The sequence below is a fragment of the Phenylobacterium sp. genome, from assembly GCF_020402505.1.
GTDB lineage: Bacteria > Pseudomonadota > Alphaproteobacteria > Caulobacterales > Caulobacteraceae > Phenylobacterium.
The window spans coordinates 1-13379 of sequence record NZ_JADBZL010000032.1; the positions used below are offsets into that span (position 1 = coordinate 1).

General features: G+C 71.5%; 17 protein-coding genes. 5 read left to right on the forward strand and 12 right to left on the reverse strand.

The window, feature by feature from the left end:
• From IM632_RS02810 to vsr, 3 genes are all read left to right on the forward strand, one after another.
• On the forward strand, nucleotides 1-213 hold a 213-nt coding region (locus IM632_RS02810; protein WP_296551992.1), incomplete at its 5' end, for a DNA cytosine methyltransferase.
• 87 nt (nucleotides 214-300) lie between these two features.
• Nucleotides 301-1281 carry a cysteine synthase A gene (gene cysK / locus IM632_RS02815; RefSeq protein ID WP_296498881.1) on the forward strand — a complete coding sequence of 327 codons (981 nt, stop codon included), beginning with the start codon at nucleotides 301-303 and terminating at the stop codon, nucleotides 1279-1281.
• Nucleotides 1282-1289: 8 nt separating this feature from the next.
• Nucleotides 1290-1721, forward strand: a complete 432-nt coding sequence (vsr, locus tag IM632_RS02820; RefSeq protein ID WP_296482280.1) for a very short patch repair endonuclease — start codon at nucleotides 1290-1292, stop codon at nucleotides 1719-1721.
• Here vsr and IM632_RS02825 read toward each other — a convergent pair.
• The 7 genes from IM632_RS02825 to IM632_RS02855 all read right to left on the reverse strand — a co-directional run bounded on the left by IM632_RS02825 (nucleotide 1684) and on the right by IM632_RS02855 (nucleotide 7971).
• Nucleotides 1684-2160 (reverse strand): OsmC family protein, encoded by a 477-nt coding sequence (locus IM632_RS02825; protein ID WP_296482285.1) that lies wholly within the window; start codon nucleotides 2158-2160, stop codon nucleotides 1684-1686. The genes vsr and IM632_RS02825 overlap by 38 nt on opposite strands.
• Nucleotides 2161-2176: 16 nt before the next feature.
• On the reverse strand, nucleotides 2177-3964 hold the full coding sequence (locus IM632_RS02830) for an acyl-CoA dehydrogenase C-terminal domain-containing protein (protein WP_296482287.1): 1788 nt from the start codon (nucleotides 3962-3964) through the stop codon (nucleotides 2177-2179).
• A gap of 40 nt (nucleotides 3965-4004) precedes the next feature.
• Nucleotides 4005-4478, reverse strand: a complete 474-nt coding sequence (locus tag IM632_RS02835) for a MerR family DNA-binding transcriptional regulator (RefSeq protein WP_293514531.1) — start codon at nucleotides 4476-4478, stop codon at nucleotides 4005-4007.
• A 73-nt stretch (nucleotides 4479-4551) separates the two neighbouring features.
• Nucleotides 4552-6045, reverse strand: a complete 1494-nt coding sequence (locus tag IM632_RS02840) for a HAMP domain-containing sensor histidine kinase (protein ID WP_296482290.1) — start codon at nucleotides 6043-6045, stop codon at nucleotides 4552-4554.
• Between the two features lie 50 nt (nucleotides 6046-6095).
• Complete coding sequence (locus tag IM632_RS02845) at nucleotides 6096-7139, reverse strand: quinone-dependent dihydroorotate dehydrogenase (protein WP_296482334.1); 1044 nt, start codon at nucleotides 7137-7139, stop codon at nucleotides 6096-6098.
• Nucleotides 7139-7480: a DUF952 domain-containing protein gene (locus tag IM632_RS02850; protein WP_293514533.1), complete on the reverse strand. Its 342-nt coding sequence runs from the start codon at nucleotides 7478-7480 to the stop codon at nucleotides 7139-7141. Before IM632_RS02850 ends, IM632_RS02845 begins: the two co-directional genes overlap by 1 nt.
• Nucleotides 7477-7971, reverse strand: coding sequence for a histidine phosphatase family protein (locus IM632_RS02855; RefSeq protein ID WP_293514534.1), 495 nt, complete (start codon nucleotides 7969-7971; stop codon nucleotides 7477-7479). Before IM632_RS02855 ends, IM632_RS02850 begins: the two co-directional genes overlap by 4 nt.
• Before the next feature lie 125 nt (nucleotides 7972-8096).
• Here IM632_RS02855 and IM632_RS02860 point away from each other — a divergent pair, with 125 nt between their 5' ends.
• Both IM632_RS02860 and metW read left to right on the forward strand, forming a co-directional pair.
• Nucleotides 8097-9224, forward strand: a complete 1128-nt coding sequence (locus IM632_RS02860; RefSeq protein ID WP_296518837.1) for a homoserine O-acetyltransferase — start codon at nucleotides 8097-8099, stop codon at nucleotides 9222-9224.
• A complete protein-coding gene (metW, locus tag IM632_RS02865) occupies nucleotides 9221-9835 on the forward strand; it encodes a methionine biosynthesis protein MetW (RefSeq protein WP_293516047.1) in 615 nt (204 codons plus the stop codon). Before IM632_RS02860 ends, metW begins: the two co-directional genes overlap by 4 nt.
• Nucleotides 9836-9984: 149 nt before the next feature.
• On the opposite strand, the gene IM632_RS02870 is transcribed toward metW, so the two are convergent.
• The 5 genes from IM632_RS02870 to trmD all read right to left on the reverse strand — a co-directional run bounded on the left by IM632_RS02870 (nucleotide 9985) and on the right by trmD (nucleotide 13347).
• On the reverse strand, nucleotides 9985-10329 hold the full coding sequence (locus IM632_RS02870; RefSeq protein ID WP_293514538.1) for a P-II family nitrogen regulator: 345 nt from the start codon (nucleotides 10327-10329) through the stop codon (nucleotides 9985-9987).
• A 70-nt stretch (nucleotides 10330-10399) separates the two neighbouring features.
• The gene (gene rfbA / locus IM632_RS02875; protein WP_296498878.1) at nucleotides 10400-11266 is read right to left on the reverse strand and encodes a glucose-1-phosphate thymidylyltransferase RfbA; all 867 of its coding nucleotides are present in this window, start codon (nucleotides 11264-11266) and stop codon (nucleotides 10400-10402) included.
• Nucleotides 11263-12177 (reverse strand): dTDP-4-dehydrorhamnose reductase, encoded by a 915-nt coding sequence (gene rfbD, locus IM632_RS02880; RefSeq protein WP_296482298.1) that lies wholly within the window; start codon nucleotides 12175-12177, stop codon nucleotides 11263-11265. Before rfbD ends, rfbA begins: the two co-directional genes overlap by 4 nt.
• Before the next feature lie 48 nt (nucleotides 12178-12225).
• Complete coding sequence (gene rplS, locus IM632_RS02885; RefSeq protein WP_293535925.1) at nucleotides 12226-12639, reverse strand: 50S ribosomal protein L19; 414 nt, start codon at nucleotides 12637-12639, stop codon at nucleotides 12226-12228.
• A gap of 24 nt (nucleotides 12640-12663) precedes the next feature.
• Nucleotides 12664-13347: a tRNA (guanosine(37)-N1)-methyltransferase TrmD gene (trmD, locus tag IM632_RS02890; protein ID WP_296551993.1), complete on the reverse strand. Its 684-nt coding sequence runs from the start codon at nucleotides 13345-13347 to the stop codon at nucleotides 12664-12666.
• Between the last annotated feature and the right edge of the window lie 32 nt (nucleotides 13348-13379).

Below are 13379 nucleotides of genomic sequence, written 5' to 3' on the forward strand. Positions count from 1 at the left end.
ATCGTCGTCGAGGACGGCGCCGTGCGCACCCGTCTGCTGGCGCCCCGGGAAGCGGCCCGCCTGATGGGCCTGCCGGAGACCTATGTCCTGCCCCGGGGCGTCTCTGCGGCCCTTCACGTGGCCGGAGACGGGGTCTGCGTTCCGGCGGTGCGCTGGCTGGCCGACGCCATCCTGGAGCCCCTGCTGGACGCCCTGCCCCCCGCGGGGGTTTAGAAATCCTGCTCGCCCTGCGCGAAAACCCGCCTTCCCAAAGCCGCGCGGGCGCCTAAGGTCGTCCGCTCATGTCCCGGAGACTTCGCCATGGCTGAATCCGCCTACGACGCCGCCCGCTACCGCCGCGCCGGCCGCGGCAAGGTCTATGAGTCCATCGTCGACACCATCGGCGACACCCCCCTGGTGGCCCTGCCCAACCTGACCCGGGTGCTGAAGCCCAAGGGGCGGGTGCTGGCCAAGCTGGAGTTCTTCAACCCCATCGCCTCGGTGAAGGACCGGATCGGCGTCTCGATGATCGAGAGCCTGGAGGCCCAGGGCCTTCTGAAGCCCGGCGCCACCCTGGTGGAGCCCACCAGCGGCAATACCGGCATCGCCCTGGCCTTCGTCGCCGCCGCCAAGGGCTACAAGCTGATCCTCTGCATGCCCGAGAGCATGTCCATCGAGCGCCGCAAGATGCTGGTCCTGCTGGGCGCCCAGCTGGAGCTGACCCCGGCCGAGCGCGGCATGGCCGGCGCCGTGGCCCGGGCCAGGGAGCTGGTGGAGGCCACGCCCGGCGCGGTGATGCCGCAGCAGTTCGACACCCCCGCCAACCCCCTGATTCACCGGGTCTCCACCGCCGAGGAGATCTGGAACGACACGGACGGGGCGGTGGACGCCGTCGTCTCGGGCGTCGGCACCGGCGGCACCATCACCGGCGTGGGCCAGGTGCTGAAGGCCCGAAAGCCGGGCCTGAAGATGGTGGCGGTGGAGCCGGCGGCCTCGCCGGTCCTGTCCGGCGGAAGCCCGGCCCCGCACAAGATCCAGGGCATTGGCGCGGGCTTCGTGCCGTCCATCCTGGACCGAGGGGTGATCGACGAGATCATCCAGGTCTCCAACGAGGACAGCTTCGCCATGGCCCGTCGCGTGGCGCGGGAAGAGGGAATCCCGGTGGGCATCTCCTCCGGCGCGGCCCTGACGGCGGCCTTCAACCTGGCCGACCGGGACGACTATGCCGGCAAGACCATCGTCGCCATCATCCCCTCCTTCGCCGAGCGCTACCTCTCCACGGCCCTGTTCGACGGCCTCTGAGGCCGGCCGTGCCCGACGTCTTCGACCCGCAGGCGCGCTCTGCGGTCATGCGGCGGGTCAAGGGGCGGGATACGAGCCCTGAGCTCAAGGTGCGCCGGCTGCTGACCCGGCTGGGCGCCCGCTACCGCCTGCACCGGGCCGACCTGCCGGGCCGCCCCGACATCGTCCTGCCCGGGCGGCGGCTGGCGATCTTTGTCCACGGCTGCTTCTGGCACGGCCATGACTGTGCGCGGGGAAGGCGGGTCCCGCAGGCGCGGCGGGACTATTGGACGGCCAAGGTCGCCGGCAACCGGGCCCGGGACGCCCGAAACCTCTCCGCTCTCTCCGGCGCCGGCTGGCGGGTGGAGACGGTCTGGGAGTGCGAGCTGAAGGCGCGGGACCTGCCGGCCCTTGAGGCGAGGCTCAGTCGGCTGCTGGCGGAGACGGCGCCTCGATCCTGACCTCGCACCGCACCGAGTTGGCGATGAAGCACTCGGCGTGGCTGGCCTCGTGCAGGGCCTCCAGGGCGACGTCGTCGGGGGCGGCGCCGACCCAGGAAACATCCGGGCGCAGGACCACCTCGACCAGGCCCTTGCGACCGGGCGCCACCTCGCCCAACCGGCCGCGGGCGGCGTCGGCATAGCGGTCTATGACGAAGCCGGCCCGGCGCGCCTTGTCCAGGAAGGTCAGCATGTGACAGCTGGAGAGGGCCGCCACCAGCATCTCCTCGGGATCGATCCCGGCGGGATCGGCCCAGCGACCGACCACGGAGGGGGCGGCGGAGGCGAGGATTTCCGCGCCGCCGTCGAAGGCGATCCGGTGGGCGCGGCTGTAGCGTCCCTTCGGGAAGTCGGCGTCCGGCTGGAGGGTCCAGGTGACGAAGGCGTCGTGGTCGGCCATGGCGGGCCCCCTGTCCTCAGAATGCCTCGGCCGGAAGGGCCATGACGGTTTCGGCGCCGGACTTCAGCCGCGCCAGATGGACCCCGGCCTCGGGCAGGACCCGGGCCAGGAAGAAGCGACCGACGGCCAGCTTGGAGGTCCAGAAGGGGTCGGCGTCGCCGGCGGCGATCTTCGCCTGGGCGACCAGGGCCATCCGGGCCCACATCCAGGCCAGGGCGGTGAGGCCCACGAGGTGCAGGAAGTCGTGGGACCCTGCGGCGGCGTTGTCGGGGTGGGCGAGGCCGTTCTGCATGAGCCAGCCGACGCCGTCCTGGAGCTGGGCTCGGGCGCCGTCGAGACCGTCGAGGAAGGGATCGGTGGCCGCATCACCCCGGGCGCCGGCGGAGAAGGCCTCCAGCTCGGCCAGCCAGGTCAGCATGGCCCGTCCGCCGTTGGCGGGCAGCTTGCGGCCGACCAGGTCGAGGGCCTGGACCCCGTTGGTCCCCTCGTAGATCAGGGCGATCCGGACATCGCGCATGTACTGGCTGGCGGGGAAGTGCTCGGTGAAGCCCGAGCCGCCGTGCACCTGAAGGGCGTCGGAGCAGACCTTCAGGCCCCGGTCGGTGAGGTAGGCCTTGACCACCGGCGTCATCAGGGCGGCGTAGTCCGAGGCCTTCTGGCGCACCGCCTCGTCGGGGTGGCTGTGGGCCAGGTCGCCCTGAAGGGCGGACCAGAAGAGGAAGGCGCGGCCGCCCTCCACCAGGGCCTTGCCCTCCATCAGCTGCCGGCGCACGTCCGGGTGGACGATGATGGGGTCGGCGGGGCCGTCGGGGTTCTTCGGACCGGTCAGGGCCCGGCCCTGGAGCCGGTCGCGGGCGAAGTCGGTCGCCGCCTGGAGGGCCGCCTCGGCCTGGGCGATCCCCTGCAGGCCGACGCCGATCCGCGCCTCGTTCATCATCACGAACATGAGGGCCAGGCCCCGGTTCTCCTCGCCCACCAGCCAGCCGACGGCCTCTTCGTGGCGCATGACGCAGGTGGACGAGCCGTGGATGCCCATCTTCTCCTCGAGGCCGTCGCACCAGACGCTGTTGCGCGCGCCGGGCCTGCCCTCTGCGTCGGGAATGAACTTGGGCACGATGAAGAGGGAGATGCCGCGTACGCCCTCAGGCGCGCCCTCGACCCGGGCCAGGACCAGGTGGACGATGTTCTCCGCCATGTCGTGCTCGCCGCCGGAGATCCAGATCTTGGTCCCGGAGATGCGGTAGGACCCGTCGGCCTGGGGGACGGCGCGGGTGCGCAGGAGGCCCAGGTCCGTGCCGCAGTGCGGCTCGGTCAGGTTCATGGTCCCGCACCATTCGCCCGAGGCCATCTTCGGCAGGTAGAGAGCCTTCTGGGCGTCGGAGCCGCCGTTCAGGATGGCCGAATAGGCCCCGTGGGTCAGGCCCGGGTACATGGCGAAGGCCATGTTCGCCGACGAGCTCATCTCGGAATAGGACAGGTTGATCACGTGCGGCAGGCCCTGGCCGCCGAAGGCGGTGTCGGCGCCGATGGCCGGCCAGCCGCCCTCCACCAGCTGGCGGTAGGCGTCCGCAAAGCCCGTCGGCGTGCGGACCGAATGGTCCGGCGACCAGGTGCAACCCTCCTTGTCGCCCACCGCGTTGAGGGGCGCCAGGACCTCCGAGGTGAACCGGCCGGCCTCCTCCAGGATCTGCGCCACCACCTCCGGCCCAGCCTCGTCAAAGCCTGGCAGGTCGGCGTAATCGCCGATCTTCAGGACATCGTTCAGCAGGAAGGCGTGCTCGCGGACGGGCGGGCGGTAGGGCATCGGGAAGCTCCGGAACTTGGACGGGGTCTCGGGGGGGCGATCAGCCGGCGCGGCGCATGTCGCCGGGCCGGGCGCGGCGGGGACGGATGGCCTCCACCGGCTGCTCCAAAAGTTCCGGCCGGGTGCGGCGGAGATGGTCCTCGAGGCGGGAGCAGGCTTCCTGAAGCACGTCGACGGCCATGTCGATATCCCGACGCTGAGACTCCAGCGCCCGGATGCGCTCGCGGAACTTGGCCAGCGAGATGGCGTTCTGGGTCGCCCCGCCGTCGCCGACTTCATAGAGGTCGAGGATCTCGCCGATCTCGGACAGGGCCAGGCCCACCCGCTTGCCGCGCAGGATCAGCTGGAGGCGGGCGCGATCCTTGTAGGAGTAGACCCGGTTCATGCCGTCGCGTTCGGGCGAGAGCAGCCCCTTGTCCTCATAGAAGCGCAGGGCCCGGGGCGTACAGCCGAACTCCTGGCAGAGCTGGCGGATGGTGAAGGTGCGGGCGGGGCGGCGCAGTTCAGCAGGCATCGGGAGGTCCTCCATGGCGGGTGAACGGGTGACGTGCACGTAAGAATAGCTTACGCAAACGTCAAGTCCCCGGTCAGACCTCCGCCCGCGGCCGGCGCGGCCCGCGACTCGCCGCCGGCAGGTGGATCTCGAAGACCGTACCGGCGGGGCCGGTTGCGGTCATGAACAGCTCGCCCCCATGACCCTGGACGAGCTCACGGGCGATGGCCAGGCCCAGTCCCGCCCCGTCCGGCCTCCCGGAACCCGCAAAGGGCTGGAAGAGCCTCTCCTTGGCGCGATCGGACAGGCCCGGCCCGTTGTCGGCCAGGGTGATGACGTCGATCTGGCCCTCGCGTCGCCAGCCGGCCCGGACCACCCCGGTGCGGGGCGGGACGACCGCCGCGATGGCCTCCCGGGCGTTGCGCATGAGGTTCACCAGAACGCGATGCAACTGGTCCGGGTCGGCCTGGACCAGGACGCCGGGCGCGACCTCGCAGACGAAGAGGACGCCCTCCGGACGGTCGGCCAGCTGTCCCTCTTCGGCGGCGTCGGCCAGGGCTCTGGCGAGGTCCACAGGCGCGGGCGACGGCGGCGCCTCCTGGGTCTTGCCGTAGGCCAGAACATCACTGGCCAGCCGGACGGCCCGGTCCAGGGCCCGCTCCAGGCGGGGCAGGGCCTGGGCGACCCGGGGGTCGGGCACGGAGGCCAGGCGCTCGGAGGCCATCTGGGCGCTGGTCAGCATGTTGCGCAGGTCGTGGTTGATCTTCGCCACCGCCTCGCCCAGGGCGGCGAGACGGGCGCGGGAGGCCAGGGCGATGCGCAGGTCGGCCTGCATGCGGTCCAGCTCGATCTCGGCGCGTCCGATCTCGTCGCGCCGGCCGGAGGGGTCGAGGTGGGCGGTCGGGTCGTCCGGGTCGGCGCGGAACCGCTCCATGGCCCGGGTGATTCTCTGCATGGGCCGGACCAGGAAGAAGTTCAGCGACAGGAAGACCAGAGCCCCGGCGAGGCCGGCGACGAACAAGGTGGTGAAGACCAGCTGCCAGAGATAAGCCTTGAGCTCTCCTTTGAGGGGGGCGTGGGGGGCCACCACCTCGATGAACTCGGCCTCCTCGCGGAATCGCGGCTCGGCGATCACGCGGACGGCCCGGTCATCTCCGGCGGAGAGGGTCTGGAAGGGCGCCAGGAGCCAGGAACTGACCGCCTGCTCGCGCAGGTCGACCAGGTAGGGCGCTTCGTCCCGGCGGGGCCCCTGCAGGACCAGCCGTCGCAGGCCGCGGGACTGGATGGCTACGGTCTCGACCCCGGCGCCGGCCAGGAGCTGGGCGGACAACTTCTCCGACACCACCCGGTCGGGCGCCACCTCGGTGGCCAGGGAGGCCAGCTCGGCGGCCCGCACCCGGTCCAGCAGCCAGTTGCGCTCGAAGGCCGCCAGGGCGGGCGGCAGGATGAAGGCGCCCGCCAGAGCCACGAAGAGGGCGGTCAGGACAAGGAGGCGCGCGGACAGGCCGCCCGGCCAGAAGAGCCTCCTGCCGGTTCGACCCCATCCGGCCTTACCGGCGGCGGGTTCTGGCGCCTGGACTTCGGCCATGGCTCTTCCAGTAGGCGAAAGCCGGCTCCCGGGCAACGCGCGGGGCCGCCTCAGCGGGCGCCCACGGCCTCTGAGAGAGTGCGAAAGCCGTCGGCGCGAAGGCGGGCGGCGAGGTCACGCCTCAGGCGCACCACCAGGCCTGGCCCGGCGAAGACCAGGGCCGAATAGAGCTGGACCGCAGAAGCGCCCGCGCGGATCCGGGCGTAGGCGTCGGCGCCCGTCGCGATGCCGCCGGCGCCGATCAGCGGAATCCGGCCGGCGGCCAACGCGCTGAACCGGCCGAGGACCGACTGGGCCAGGTCGCGCAACGGCGCGCCGGACAGGCCTCCCGTCTCGCCGGCCAAAGGCGAGCGCAGGGGCGGGCGGCTGATTGTGGTGTTGGCGACGATGATCCCGGACAGGCGGAAGGCCAGGACCGTCTCCACTATGGCTTCGATCTCGGCGTCCTCCAGGTCGGGCGCGACCTTCAGGAAGAGGGGAACGGCGCCGGCGGCGGGCAGGGCGTCGCGGGTCTCGGCGGCCCGGCCGAGAAGCTCCTCCAGGGCGGCGCGGGTCTGCAGGGCGCGCAGGCCGGGCGTGTTGGGCGAGGAGATGTTGAGGGTGAACCAGTCGGCCAGGCCCCAGAGCCGCCTCAGCCCCGTGACGTAGTCGCCGATGCGGTCGGCGGAGTCTTTGTTCGCGCCGATATTGGCGCCGACGGGCTGTGGCCGGCCGGGCTTCGACAGCCGCGCGGCGAAGGCCTCCAGCCCTTCGTTGTTGAACCCCATCCGGTTGATGACAGCCTCGTCTGCAGTGAGACGGAAGAGGCGCGGCCGGGGATTTCCCGCCTGGGGAAGGGGGGTGACGGTGCCGCATTCCACGAACCCGAAGCCCGCCGCCAGCATGGGGCCGAAGACCTCGGCGTTCTTGTCGAAGCCGGCGGCCAGGCCCACGGCGCTGGGCAGGGACAGGCCGGCCAGGTTGGTGGCGAGGATCGGGTCCGGCGCCGGCGCGCGGGGGCCGAGCCCGAGGGCCAGGGCGCGGATGGTGAGGCGGTGGGCGTCCTCGGGGTCAAGGGTGCGCAGGGTTGCAGCGGCGAGGTCATGGAGGCCGATCATGGCGACAGGTCCAGCTGCGGGACGCCGTCTGCGCCAAGGGGGGCGGCCAGGACCCTGCGCACCGCCTTCGCCTCCAGGTCGGCATAGAGATGGGGGAAGAGGTCCCCGCCCCGGGAGGGCTCCCAGCGCAGGGCCTCGCCCAGGTCGTCGGCCTCGACCTCCAGGACCACCAGGCCGTCCTGGCCGGCGAAGTGGCGGGCGGCTGTCTCCGGCGCCTGGGCCGCCGTGGAGAAGTGGATGTAGCCGTCGGCCAGGTCGACGGCCGAGCCGGTGAATCGTCCGGCCTGCAGGGCGGCCTCCCACTCGGCCCGGGCCAGGATCTTGTAGATCCGGGTCATCCGAGGGGGTCGGGCTGGAAGAAACCGTCGAAGACCGGACGGCCATTGACGTCGAAGGCGAAGGCCACGGCCGCCGAGGTGGGGAAGCCGGCGCGGATCCGCGACAGGGTCCCGGCAGGACCGGAGGCCTCCATCATCAGGGCCTCGGCCAGCTCCTGGAGGCCCGGATTGTGCCCGACGACGAGCACCACGCCGGCGCCGCCCGCCTCGCGGACAAGCAGCTGCATCTCCGAGGCCTCGGCCAGGTAGAGGGCGTCCTCGAAGCGGACCTCGCAACCGGGCAGGAGGCCGCTCATGGCGGCCCAGGTCTCGCGGGTGCGGACGGCGGCGGAGACCAGGGCCAGGTCCGGGATCAGGCCGACGTCGGCAAGGGCCGAGGCGACGGCGGCGCTGGCCTCGCGGCCCCTGGCGGTGAGCCTGCGCCCGAAGTCGCCCCCCGTCTCCGAGCCCGCCTCGGCCTCCCCGTGCCGGAGGAGAATCAGCCTGTCCATGCCCGCTCCAAATCCCTTGCGCGACGTTCATAGCCGCACCGGCCCCGCGTGCGAAGCGGTTGACAGCGAAACGGACAGGCGGTCCAAGCGGGCCGATGAAGGCTCACTCGCCCGAACAGAATGGAATGGAGTCCGGCGGCGGCGTCTGGCGGTTCTCCGCCGACCGCCCGCTGAGGCTCGACTCCGGCGCGACCCTGGCCCCGCTCGAGGTCGCCTACCGGACCTACGGCCATCTCAACGCCGACCGCTCCAACGCCGTCCTGGTGATGCACGCCCTGACCGGTGACCAGTACCTGGCTTCGACCCACCCGGTGACCGGCAAGCCGGGATGGTGGACCCGGATGGTCGGGCGCGGCCTGCCGCTCGACCCCGACCGCTTCTTCATCATATGCGCCAACGTCCTGGGCGGCTGCATGGGCACGACGGGCCCGGGCTCCAGCGATCCCGCGACCGGCGCGCCCTGGGGGCTATCCTTCCCGGTGATCACCATCGCCGACATGGTCCGGGCCCAGGCCATGCTGGTGGAGGCCCTGGGAATCGAGACCCTGTTCGCTGTGGTCGGCGCCTCCATGGGCGGGATGCAGGCGCTGCAGTGGGCGGCGGACTATCCCGAGCGGATCTTCTCGGCCATCTGCATCGCCGGGGCGGCCCGGCATTCGGCCCAGAACATCGCCTTCCACGAGGTCGGCCGGGCGGCGATCATGGCCGATCCCGACTGGCGCGGTGGCGCCTACGAGGCGGCGGGGGTGCGACCGGAGAAGGGCCTGGCCGTGGCGCGCATGGCCGCCCACATCACCTACCTTTCCGAGGCGGCCCTGCAGCGGAAGTTCGGTCGCGAGCTGCAGCGCGACGGCCTGTCCTGGGGCTTCGAGACCGACTTCCAGGTGGAGAGCTACCTGCGCCACCAGGGGACCAGCTTCGTCGATCGGTTCGACGCCAACTCCTATCTCTACATCACCCGGGCCCTGGACTATTTCGACCTCGCCGCGGCCTATGACGGTCAGCTGGCGGGGGCCTTCGCCCGGGCGCGGGACGTGCGTTTCTGCGTCCTGTCCTTCTCATCGGACTGGCTCTACTCCACCGCAGAGAGCCGGGACGTGGTGCGGGCCCTCAACGCCGCCGGCTGCCGGGCCAGCTTCGTCGAGATCGAGACCGACAAGGGCCACGACGCCATCTTCCTGGACGAGCCGGCCCTGGACTCCGCCCTGCGCGGCTTCCTGGCCTCGGCGGCGGAACGGCGGGGGCTGGCGTGACGGCGGCCCTGCGCGAGGACTTCCGCGAGATCCTGCGTCTGACGCCGGCCGGCGCCCGGGTGCTGGACGTGGGCTGCGGCGAGGGGGACCTCCTGGACCTCCTGGCCCGCGAGCGCGGCGTCGACGGCCAGGGGCTGGAGATCTCCGCCCAGGGGGTCGCCGCCTGCCTGGCCCGGGGCCTGGCCGTCGTGCAGGGCGACGCTGACCGCGACCTCGACAGCTTTCCCACCCGGGCCTTCGACATGGCCATCCTGTCCAAGACCCTGCAGCAGATGCGCGACCCCCGGCACGTGGTGTCGGAGCTCCTGCGCATCGCCGACCGGGCGGTGGTGAGCTTCCCGAACTTCGGCCACTGGCGGGTGCGCTGGGCCCTGCTCGCCCGGGGCCGGATGCCCGAGACCCGCACCCTGCCCAACCCCTGGTGGTCCACGCCGAACATCCACCTGTGCACCCTGCACGACTTCCTGGCCCTCACCGACGACCTGGGGCTTGTGATCGAGTCCTGCGCGGCCCTCTCGGAAGGCCGACCGGCCCGGCCCATCGACCCCCGCTCCGTGCTGGAGAACTGGCGGGCCGAGGCGGCCGTCTTCGTGCTGCGGCGGGGCGGCTGAGCCCAGATCGCCAATTGCTCCCCCAAGAGGGAGCTGTCAGCGAAGCTGACAGAGGGGGTCTGCGGCGCCTCAGCTGACCCCCTCCGCCGCGCTACGCGCGCCACCTCCCCCTGGGGGGAGGAATTGGAGTCTGCAGCGCTTCTGAAGTCCTAGCCCGCGATGGCCGCGGCGTCGGCTTCGCCGGTGCGGATGCGCAGAGCCTTCTCGAGGTCCATGACGAAGATCTTGCCGTCGCCGATCTTGCCGGTGTTGGCGCTGCGGGTGATGGCCTCGACCACGGCGTCGGCGATGTCGGTGGGCACGGCGATCTCCAGCTTGACCTTGGGCAGGAGCTTCACCTCGTATTCCGCGCCCCGGTAGACCTCCGTCTTGCCCCTCTGGCGCCCATAGCCGCGGACCTCCGTGACGGTCAGGCCCGACGCTCCGGCCTCGGTGACCGCCTCGAGGACGGCGTCCAGGCGGCTCGGCTTGATCACGGCGACGATCATCTTCATGGGCGGCCCTCCAGGTGCATGGACCGGACAGTAACGCCGAACCTGGCCGGCGGCCAAGACTCGCTGAGACTCAGCGCTCCGCCAGGGCCAGGAGGTACTGGCCGTAGGCGGTCTTCGACAGGGCCTCGCCGGACCGGCGGACCTGATCGGCGTCGATGAAGCCGTTGAGGAAGGCGATCTCCTCCAGGCAGGCGATCTGCAGGCCCTGGCGCTTCTGGAGGGTGCGGACCAGCTCGCCGGCCTCCAGCAGGCTGTCGTGGGTGCCGGTGTCCAGCCAGGTGAAGCCGCGGTCCATCTTCTGCACGTAGAGGTCGCCGCGCTCCATGTAGAGCCGGTTGAGGTCGGTGATCTCCAGCTCGCCGCGGGTCGAGGGCCGCACCTTGCGGGCCAGGTCGACGACGTCGCGGTCATAGAAATAGAGGCCGGTGACCGCCTGGCGGGAGCGCGGGCGGTCGGGCTTTTCCTCCAGGCTGAGGGCTCGGCCGGCGCCGTCCAGCTCGACCACCCCGTAGGCCTCGGGCTTCTCCACCTCGTAGGCGAAGATGGTGGCGCCGGTCTCGCGGGAGGCGGCGGCGTCCAGCAGGCCGGACATGCCGGCCCCGAGGAAGATATTGTCCCCCAGGATCAGGGCGGCCGGGTCACCGGCCAGGAAATCCTCGCCGATCAGGAAGGCCTGGGCCAGGCCTTCCGGACGGGGCTGGACGGCGTAGGCCATGCGCACGCCGAACTGCGAGCCGTCGCCGAACAGACGCTGGTAGTTCCCGAGGTATTCCGGGGAGGAAATGATCAGGATGTCCTGGATCCGCGCCTGCATGAGGACGGACAGGGGGTAGTAGATCATCGGCTTGTCGTAGATCGGCAGGAGCTGCTTGTTCACCGCCAGGGTGGCGGGGTGCAGCCGCGTGCCGGCGCCGCCCGCCAGGATGATGCCCTTCATGCGCGGTTCCCCTCCTCCTGGGCGGCGGCGATCAGCCGGCCGACCACTTCGTCAGCCGCTTCCGTCCAGGGACGCGGCGCAAGGTCGAATGTGCGGGTGAACCGCGTGGTGTCCAGCCGGGAGTTCGCCGGGCGCCGCACCGGGGTGGGCCAGTCGGATGAGGCGATGGCCGAGAGCGCCGGAACCTTCAGGCCCGCCGCCGCCGCCCGTTCAAACACCCGCGAGGCCAGGCCGAACCAGGTGGTCTCGCCCCCGCCGGCGAAGTGGAAGACGCCGGAAGGCGCAACAGGGTCGCCGAGTCGGGCGCAGACAGCGCCAACTGCAGCGGCGATATCGAGGGCCGAAGTCGGGCAGCCAACCTGATCATCCACCACCGAGAGGGTCTCTCGCTCGGCGCCGAGACGCAGCATCGTCCGGACGAAGTTGTTCCCCCAGGGGCTGAAGACCCAGGCGGTTCGCAGGATCACGTGACGCGGGTTGAGCGCGGCCACAGCGATCTCACCCGCCGCCTTGGAGGCGCCGTAGACGCTCACCGGTCCGACCGGGTCATCCTCGCGGTAGGGCCGGTCGAGCCCGCCGTCGAAGACATAGTCGGTGGAGATGTGGATGAGGGGAAGGCCCCGCTCTGCGCTGGCTCGCGCGAGGGCTGCGGGGCCGCGCGCATTGGCCGCCCAGGCCTCGGCGGCGTGGGCCTCAGCCGCATCCACCGCTGTCCAGGCGCCTGCGTTGACGATGGCCGCCCAGGGGCGGGCGTTGACCCAGCGCGCCACCGAGGCGGCGTCGGCCAGGTCCAGCTCGGCCCGGGAAGGAGCCACGACCTCGAAGCCCGGAGGCGGGGCCTCACGCAGGGCGCGGCCGACCTGACCGGAACCGCCGGTAAGCAGAATGGCGCGAAGGCCGGAGCCAGTCATGGCGAAGCTTCAGGCCGCCCGACCCGGGGGGACGGGCGCAGCGCCCGATCAGCCCTCGGCGCCGTCGTCCGCCGCGGCCGAGGCGCTCGCCCGCTCTGCAGCGGTCATCTGGCGCTCGGCGATCCGCGCCGACTTCCCGCGACGGTCGCGCAGGTAGTAGAGCTTGGCCCGACGCACGACGCCGCGGCGCTTGACCTCGATGCTCTCGATGTTGGGCGAGTGGATCGGGAAGATCCGCTCGACGCCTTCGCCGAAGGAGATCTTGCGGACCGTGAAGCTCTCGTTGATGCCCTGTCCCTGGCGGGCGATGCAGACGCCCTCGTAGGCCTGGACGCGCTCCCGCTCGCCTTCCTTGATGCGGACGTTGACGCGGAGGGTGTCGCCGGGGCGGAAGGCCGGGATGGCGCGCTTGGCGGCCAGACGGTCGGCTTCTTCCTTTTCCAGTTCCTGGATCAGGTTCATGGGTCAGTCCTTTCGTACCGGGCTTTACTCGCCCTTTGCCTGTTGATTGGCGAGCCAGGCGGCCCAGAGGTCCGGACGCCGTTCCCGCGTAGCGCGCTCCCGCTCCGCCCGGCGCCAGTCGGTCACCTGGGCGTGGTGGCCGCTGAGCAGGACTGGCGGAATTTCAAGCCCCTCGAACGTCCGCGGTCGCGTGTACTGCGGATGCTCCAGGAGCCCGTCCTCGAAACTCTCTTCACTGAGGCTCTCCGCCTGGCCGAGGACGCCGGGCACGAGCCTTACGCAGGCCTCGATGGTCACCAGGGCCGCCGCCTCGCCGCCGGCGAGGACCGCGTCTCCGACCGAGACCTCCTCGAACCCCCGGGCGTCGAGCACCCGCTGGTCCACCCCCTCGAACCGACCCGCCAGGACGATGAGTCCCGGCCCTTCGGCCCACTTACGGACACGCGCCTGAGTCAGGGGCCGACCCCTGGCGCTCATGTAGAGAAGCGGGCGTTCGCGCCGCTCGACGCTGTCGAGCGCCGAGGCGATGACGTCCGCCCGCATCACCTGCCCCGGTCCGCCCCCTGCGGGGGTGTCGTCGAGGAAGCCGCGCTTATCCTTGGAAAAGCCCCGAATGTCCAGCGTTTCCAGGGACCAGAGTCCCGCCTCGCGCCAGGCGGTCCCGATCAGGGAAACGCCTAGCGGCCCGGGAAAGGCCTCGGGGAACATGGTCAGGACGGTGACCTCGAAGGGCGCGGCGC